The sequence below is a fragment of the Alteromonas profundi genome (assembly GCF_010500865.1).
Classification (GTDB): domain Bacteria; phylum Pseudomonadota; class Gammaproteobacteria; order Enterobacterales; family Alteromonadaceae; genus Alteromonas; species Alteromonas profundi.
In genome coordinates, this window is the sequence record NZ_JAAAWN010000048.1 from 1 (window position 1) to 7,216 (window position 7,216).

6 protein-coding genes are annotated in these 7,216 nt (G+C 44.1%); 1 reads left to right on the forward strand and 5 read right to left on the reverse strand.

The window, feature by feature from the left end:
• Positions 1-124 precede the first annotated feature (124 nt).
• Positions 125-277, reverse strand: coding sequence for a hypothetical protein (locus GTH32_RS18650; RefSeq protein WP_163088631.1), 153 nt, complete (start codon positions 275-277; stop codon positions 125-127).
• 227 nt (positions 278-504) lie between these two features.
• On the opposite strand from GTH32_RS18650, the gene GTH32_RS18655 reads away from it, so the two are divergent.
• Entirely contained in the window at positions 505-1,167 is a 663-nt protein-coding gene (locus tag GTH32_RS18655; protein WP_163088634.1) for a HEAT repeat domain-containing protein, read from the forward strand.
• A gap of 82 nt (positions 1,168-1,249) precedes the next feature.
• Here the strand turns inward: GTH32_RS18655 and GTH32_RS18660 are convergent, their stop codons facing one another.
• From GTH32_RS18660 to GTH32_RS18675, 4 genes are all read right to left on the reverse strand, one after another.
• Positions 1,250-3,997 (reverse strand): TonB-dependent receptor, encoded by a 2,748-nt coding sequence (locus tag GTH32_RS18660; protein WP_163088636.1) that lies wholly within the window; start codon positions 3,995-3,997, stop codon positions 1,250-1,252.
• Between the two features lie 467 nt (positions 3,998-4,464).
• Entirely contained in the window at positions 4,465-5,067 is a 603-nt protein-coding gene (locus tag GTH32_RS18665; RefSeq protein WP_163088638.1) for a GntR family transcriptional regulator, read from the reverse strand.
• Positions 5,068-5,253: 186 nt separating this feature from the next.
• Entirely contained in the window at positions 5,254-6,372 is a 1,119-nt protein-coding gene (locus GTH32_RS18670; RefSeq protein WP_163088642.1) for a sulfatase-like hydrolase/transferase, read from the reverse strand.
• Positions 6,373-6,482: 110 nt separating this feature from the next.
• On the reverse strand, positions 6,483-7,216 hold a 734-nt coding region (locus tag GTH32_RS18675; RefSeq protein WP_163088640.1), incomplete at its 5' end, for an IS5 family transposase.

The following is a 7,216-nucleotide window of genomic DNA, read 5'->3' on the forward strand; positions in this document are numbered from 1 at the left end:
TATTCATGCTGTTGTGTGGTAACAAGCCTAATTGCACGTTCACGAAATTCTGATGTATAGCGATTTGATTTTTTCATAGTTCCAGTTTCTCAAGTTATTGAGTCTCTGGCAAACACGGGGCGATTCATATTGTTGGTATTAGTGCAGTTTGTGTACCGTCTATTAAACCAGTGTCGTTTCCTAAGGTTACCGAGATCGTAGCGGCACTGGAATTAAAAGAAAGTAAAAGGGTAAACGGTATGACGATAAAAGCTGGAACGGCTTTGACTAACTTCATTAGTTATCCTTACAGGGGGGGCAATATGCTGAGTTATCCCTATGCATTAACTAAGCCATACCAATAAAATCAACTGGTTATAAAGTAGTAAGCGGGAGTTGTAAAAAAAAGTGTAAATAAATCTGACATGGTTCAGTAGTGTCTAATCACGATCATAAATCGCCATTTTTCTGGGAAATAGACTACCCTTAAACAACGAAATCTTTCCTACCAACGCGATAGTAAAAATGTTAGATAAGTGGCTTACTCTTTTTTCTGCACTCCTCGTTGGCTTTGTTTTAGGTTGGTATGCCAATAGCCGAACGAATGAAAACGTCAATAGCACTTCTATGGACACTACTGCTTATGACGCGCTAACCCCCGTGGCGTTAACAACTGTACAAAGTGTGCCTTCTTTTAAAACTAAGCTACCCGCTAACCCTAATTCTGTTAACCCACGCGTTAGGGACGAAACTAACGATAGTTTAGATGTGAGGCTCGATGCTTGTTCAGGTGAGAATATTCGCGGGGAAGCCACTTACTATTCATTCGCCTCACAGGAGACGGATATTGACGCTGAGGTCCTGCGTAATGAAGCGCGTTACCAAATCCAAGAATACATTGCAGAAAACGATGCCTTTGGGTTAGCAAGGCACTTAGGCCATGAAAACGCTATGGTAAGATCTGAGGTTATCGAAGGATTTGGCGTAATTGGTGGTGATACATCGGTTCGCTACCTAGGGCAGGTACTGTTTAGTGAACCTGACAGTGCCAATAGACTTAAAGCAGTGGCCCTGCTAGAGCAGTTGAGTTACTACGCCCAAGCGAGTCATTTTCTTACCGCTGCTAAAGGCGGTGATCCCGATAAGAAAATAAGAGATGCTGCTGCGCATGCGTTAGGAGAGGATTAGCAATAGCCCTAATTGACGGGGTGGTTTTCCTTTGACGCTGCGCCTAAGGAAAACCCGTTGAAGGCCCTTCAATTAAACCGCGTTAAAACTTGCCTCTGAAACCCACGTTGTAGCGCGGCCCATATGTTTCATAGTCAATAAGTTGATTGCTAAACCTGCCGTGACGGCGGGTACTTTCGTCAGTGATATTAATACCATCTAGAAACACGGAAAAGTGTTCGTTTATGTCATAACTAGCTGATATGTCGAGTTGGCTGTAAGCCTCGGTAAAGGTGGGTTCTAAACCGCCAGAAAGTAAAAACTCATCGCGCCAGTTATACGCCGCGCGAACTTGATAATTGTCTTGTTCGTAAAACACTACCCAGTTGGCGGAGTCACTTAAGCCGGTTAGCGCAAAATCATTTTCTAGAGAATAGACATCATATTCATCTGCGCTATTTACCATGGTGTAATTGACGATAGTGCCGAAGCCGGTATCGCCAAATAAGTGCTGTACATTAAATTCCCAGCCATATACGCGTGTGGCGTCGAGGTTTTGCGGCGTAGAAATTTCCCATTGAATAATAGGGTCATCTGGCTGCGAAACACAATCAGCAATAGGATCTGTGGCTGTGCCTGTAGGGCAGTCTCCCCGCGGGTTAATGCTCGGGTCGGTCAAGGGGCCGTTAGGTCCCTCTAATTCGCTTTCTATCTGCCCGGTGGCAATGAAGTTGTCTACTTGTTTACGGAAGTGCCCCAAAGAAACATAGCTTCCTTCTTGATAGTAATACTCCAAAGACAAATCAATATTCTCTGATTCAAAAGGCAGTAGATTCGGATTACCTCGTGATGCTCTGAACGGGCCGCCCGCGCGATGTAAATCTAAACTGGTGGCGGGGAACATAGCTCCAATGCTGCTTCTGGCAATGGTTTTACTGTAGGAAAACCGGGTTATTAAGTCGTCAGTAATGTTCAAGCTAATATCTAGATTGGGTAGAAAATGCTCGTACGCGCCTTCAAGGGTCTCGGTGACTTCTTCGTCTGCTAATACTTTTGAAAGTTGAATTGGTGTGATCCAATTAAAGCCGGTGACTGGGCGCTGTACTGAATATGATTCAACATCGGTTTCTTCGTAACGAACCCCAAAGCTGGCATTAATTGGCATATTGTTGAAATCGGTAACAAAGTCAAAAGAAAGGTAGGCAGCAGTGGTTTCTTCTGTAATACCGTCTTTTTTTACATCAGGCTCATTATAGAGTGATTGCGCTTTCACCAACTCGAGAAACTCGTTTGCACTAAACACGGGTAAAAATTCAAAACCTATACCGCCAGGGCTAAAGCCATAGTCAAGCTCACTTATATCCATGGCCCCATTGCCTAACGCAAAATTATCACTATAGATATTATTACTGTCTACTTCGTACTTGGTATGAGCGAAGCCGAAGTTAATAGCATCTAATGCGCCGGCTTCCATATTCAACCATTTGCCTGATAGTTGTATTTGCTGAATATTGTTCTTAATTTCGTAGCCGCGCTCTTGATACAGATCCGCTTCAATATTTTCTGGTGCATACGCGCCCCCGGGTAAACCCGTGTCGTCGTAATAGGCGATAGGTATATCACCGCTAAAGTCAGCACTAATGTGCACCGGCGCTAAGTCACCAAATGGGTTTTTTAGGTTAGCAATGCGTTCAGCAGGTAGACCGCCTGGGTTAGAGTGAGAGGTTGAATCGTGCACGTCTAATTCAAAGCTAAGTGCATCTGTTGCTTGCCAATCAAAGTTGGCACCGTACGAGTCATTTTCTGTTTCGAAATTATATTCCCACGCCCAGAAGTTAAGTTCGTCATCCATACGACTGGGGTTAATAATAGTGCCGTTCTCATCTGCAGCACCTGCTTCCACTTTGTCGAACCAAAAACTCATTCGGTTCATTTTTCCTTGCTCGTCTAAGCGGGAAACTACGTAGTCAAAGGTGGCGGTAAGTGTGTCGGTAGGAGCAAATTGAAACACGAGCTGGCCATTTATTCGGTCGCGGTTATAGTTCGATTCCTCAAAATCCACCGTAGGAGTACGCCATGTTGCAAGTGTGGGGTTCTTAGAGGTGTCGATAGCGCTGGTGTCAGGGTCATCTTGCCCGGGATAACCTCGTCCCCAACCTTGCGTTCCGATACGATCTACATGACTATCACGTTCAGCATAAGAGAAGGAGGCGAGCACACCAAACGTTTTATCTGCAAAGGTTTTGCTTACCATACCAGCAAGTTCAGGGGTGACCTCGTCGCCGACAGTTACACTCGTGTCCATAACTGCTTTTGCGCTCCAGGCTGCTACAAATTCATCCAATTCAAAGGGACGAGCAGTATTGATATTTATAGTGGCGCCCAAGCCACCAGAGCTTACGTGAGCCTTGCCTGTTTTGTGAACTTCGACCCCAGAGACACTTTCAGCCGCTATTTCACGAAAGTTGAAACTACGAGATATACCGTTTGAAAGTAACGACGATGAATTGGGCATTTGCCGGTTATTAAGTGTTACGAGGTTAAAGCTAGGACCGAAACCGCGTACGGTAACTTGATTGCCTTCATTGTTCGTTCTATCAATAGAAACACCAGTAATACGTTGTAGTGATTCTGCTAGGTTAGTGTCTGGAAATTTTCCGATATCTTCTGCTGAAATGGCCTCTACTACCCCAGAGGATTCCCGTTTTATATCCATAGCCGAGGTCAAAGATCCTCGAATACCTTTAACTTCAATGATTTCTACAGACTTATCTTCTTGAGCTATCACATCATTACTCAACAGAGCGCATGCAACGGCAAGCGAGACCGTGTTTAACTTTGTACTTTTCATAAGAGTTCCTGTAATTATAGTGTAAAGGCATTGTTAACTTAATTATTATTGTTTGTTTAATGTATATTGTCAACAATATGACCAAAGATAAGGTAGCAATAAAATAGAAAAGAAAAACGAGACAGGAAAAAACGAGACGAGAAAAAAAACGAGGTAAGAAAAGAAAAACCGGAGAAAATTAAGAAAAGTTCGCGCAAAACTTAAGAGATTAGTGGGGAAATAGGTGAGGTCTTTTCCTCTCAAACGGTAACAGAGTGAACAAACCCGCACAGAAGGGGCATAAAGCACGTTTTACATAAAGGACGATAGGGGGGCAAGAAACTTCACCGAAGTAAAGCGGTGAAGTCTTTTCTTAAAATAGCCAAAAATAAATGGATGGGTAGGCGAACTAAGATTTGCCCAGTAACTATATAAAAAAAATCCATATAAAAAATAGCGAGTTTGGGCAGTTTTACTATGCGATTAAGCTATTTGATATTTTTGCGAATAGCAGCGATGGCACCTTTAGCGTCGCCTTGTCGGAACGCGTTAACTATGTCTCTGTGTTCGTCCACTAACTTGCTTGAGGTTTTGATGCGTTGATAGTTCATACGCATTCGAATAACAATGGGATACCACAGGTTGAGTAGGCTTTCACCGCCGGCAAGTTCAACAAAGTATTCGTGAAAAGCAATGTCTGCTTTGGTCAGCTCGGTGTATTCTTCTCGCTCAAAATGCTCTTGCATATTGTCGATGAGTTTATCCATATTGGCCAACTGTTCAGCGGTTAAATTTCCCGCCAGTTGTTTGGCTGCGTACTCTTCAATTTTCTTACGTAAATCAATGCTTAACTTTTGTAATTCAGAAGGTAGCGGTGTATTCACCGACGCGCCCACATTGTTTTTACTAACCAATAAGCCTTCCTTAGTTAGCTTCAATATTACATCACGAATAGGGCCACGAGACACGTCGAATCGCTCTGCTAACTGAATTTCGTTAAGCTTAGTGTTTGGCGCTAATTCACCAGAAATGATATCTGAGCGGATAAGGTCAGCAATTTGATCGCGAACAGAAAGAATTTTTGGTTTCATTAGAAACTCCAAACATTATTGAAATACACATTTGCGAAATGTTAACGTTTTTCTTTAAATTGTCCAGTAAAAACCAAAGGATAGAAAAGTAATTAAGTATGCTTAAGCTACTATTTTGCAAATAGCTTAAGCACTGTGTAGATTGCCATCGCGCTTTTTCTTAGGTTTTTAACAGAAACCCTCTCATCATAAGTTGAACCTTTGTGGGTTCGTCATGCCTGGCTGAGGAATAAGGGCTTCAGGTATCTCTATCTTCTTATCATCAGCACCGTCTGCAAAGTTGCTTATATTGTAACTGTTGGTCGTGTTCCAATCCATCTCGACTCGTCCGTCCCCTAAAACAATGCGCCCTAGCTTTTGCCGAAACCATTCTGCTAGCTTGATGTATTCCACGGTATAGGCAACGTTTTGACGCTCAAGGGGGTCAACCCGTAAGTCATACAACGCCAAGTCTACTTTTAAGGGATGGGCGGTTAAAGCCCACGTGATGTCATCATTAAGATAGGGGGTTACAGCAGGTTCGCGACGGTCTCTAGTACGCATTGAAAAGGCAAAATCTTTAGTGCGTAAATAAGCTCTATGCCCACTCACTAAATTCATTTCTCCTAGAATGTAGTCACGCTGGATGGTTTCATCGTTCGCCACCATGGCTAAATCTACGCCATCTAAATAGTCGTATTCAGGCGTTTGAATATTAATATTAGCGCCAGCCATCAGGGTAGGGGCTAAATCAACATACTCTACTAAATCATCAACGACTTTTCCGGCAGGGAACCGCTCCTTGTCAGAGGACACAACAATAACAGCACCATTGAGCGACTGCTTCCAGGGGCCAAATTTCGCCATTATCCCTTGCTCGCCTAAATGCCAACCATGATCGCCCACGGTGAAAACAATCAAATATTCACGCCCCTGTTGTTCACTGTAGGCTTTAAAGGCGTCAACTGCTTGGCCGATAAGCGCATCACCAAAGGCGGTAAAGGCGTAATAGTCGCGAACAGCTTGCAGTTTGTCGGCGTCTTTCATTCCGTCGGTTTTAGATTCATTATAAATCTGTTGAAGCTGGGTGGGAAAGCTAGCCACTTCATCGGCACTAAACGCAGGTAACTGGTATTGCCTGTTTTTGAATTTATCGCGAAAAGACTTAGGGGGGAGCACGGGTGTATGAGGTAAATGGAAGCCGAGGTTCACGAAAACCGGCTTTGAGCCGTCTGGGCCCCGTACCTTTCTACCTGCCAGGGTCGTGTAGCTATTATCTGTATTCGCTAAGGAAACTGCGAATAAGTCTCGCAGTTTAACGCTCAGTTAAGCCGCAGCATCGCCTGCCTAATTTTTAAACTCTAATTTTGCAGTTTAGGCCAATATGCCGTCGTTTTAGGCAGGATTTTGGCCTTATTTCGGGCTATTCCCGGATTCTAGACAGATCTTGGCTGTCGTCGCAACATCTGGTCAACTTTAAACACGTTCGCCAGAGTGAATAACATAGCCAATTGACTGTCGTTTTTCACCAGCCCTTTATAGCGTGCTTTGATAAAACCAAACTGGCATTTGATGATGCGAAACGGGTGTTCTACCTTCGCCCGAATGCTGGCCTTTAAATATTCGATGTTGATGGCAGTTTTGTTTTTGCGGGGATGCTTTTTCAGTGCCCGAACTTTGCCCGGGCGCTCTGCTATCAGCCATTCCATATCCTTTTCTTTTAGTTCTTCACGCTTCTCTGCGCCTTGATATCCAGCATCGCCAGAGATGAATTCCTCATCGCCATGCAACAGGTTCTTCATCTGATTAAGGTCATGTTCGTTGGCGGCGGTGGTCACCAGCGTATGGGGCAGGCCACTCTTGGCATCCACACCAATATGAGCTTTCATGCCGAAGTGCCATTCATTGCCCTTCTTGGTCTGATGCATCTCCGGGTCACGTTCATTCTTTTTATTTTTAGTGGAGCTGGGTGCTTCAATAATCGTGGCATCCACCAGTGTGCCCTGCGTCATCATCACACCGCAGTCAGACAGCCATTGATTAACCGTTTTGAATAATTGGCGAGTCAGCTTGTGTTTTTCCAGCAAGTGCCGGAAGTTCATAATGGTTGTGCGGTCAGGAATGGCTTTATCCAGTGATAGTTGCGCAAATTGACGCATCGAAGCAATTT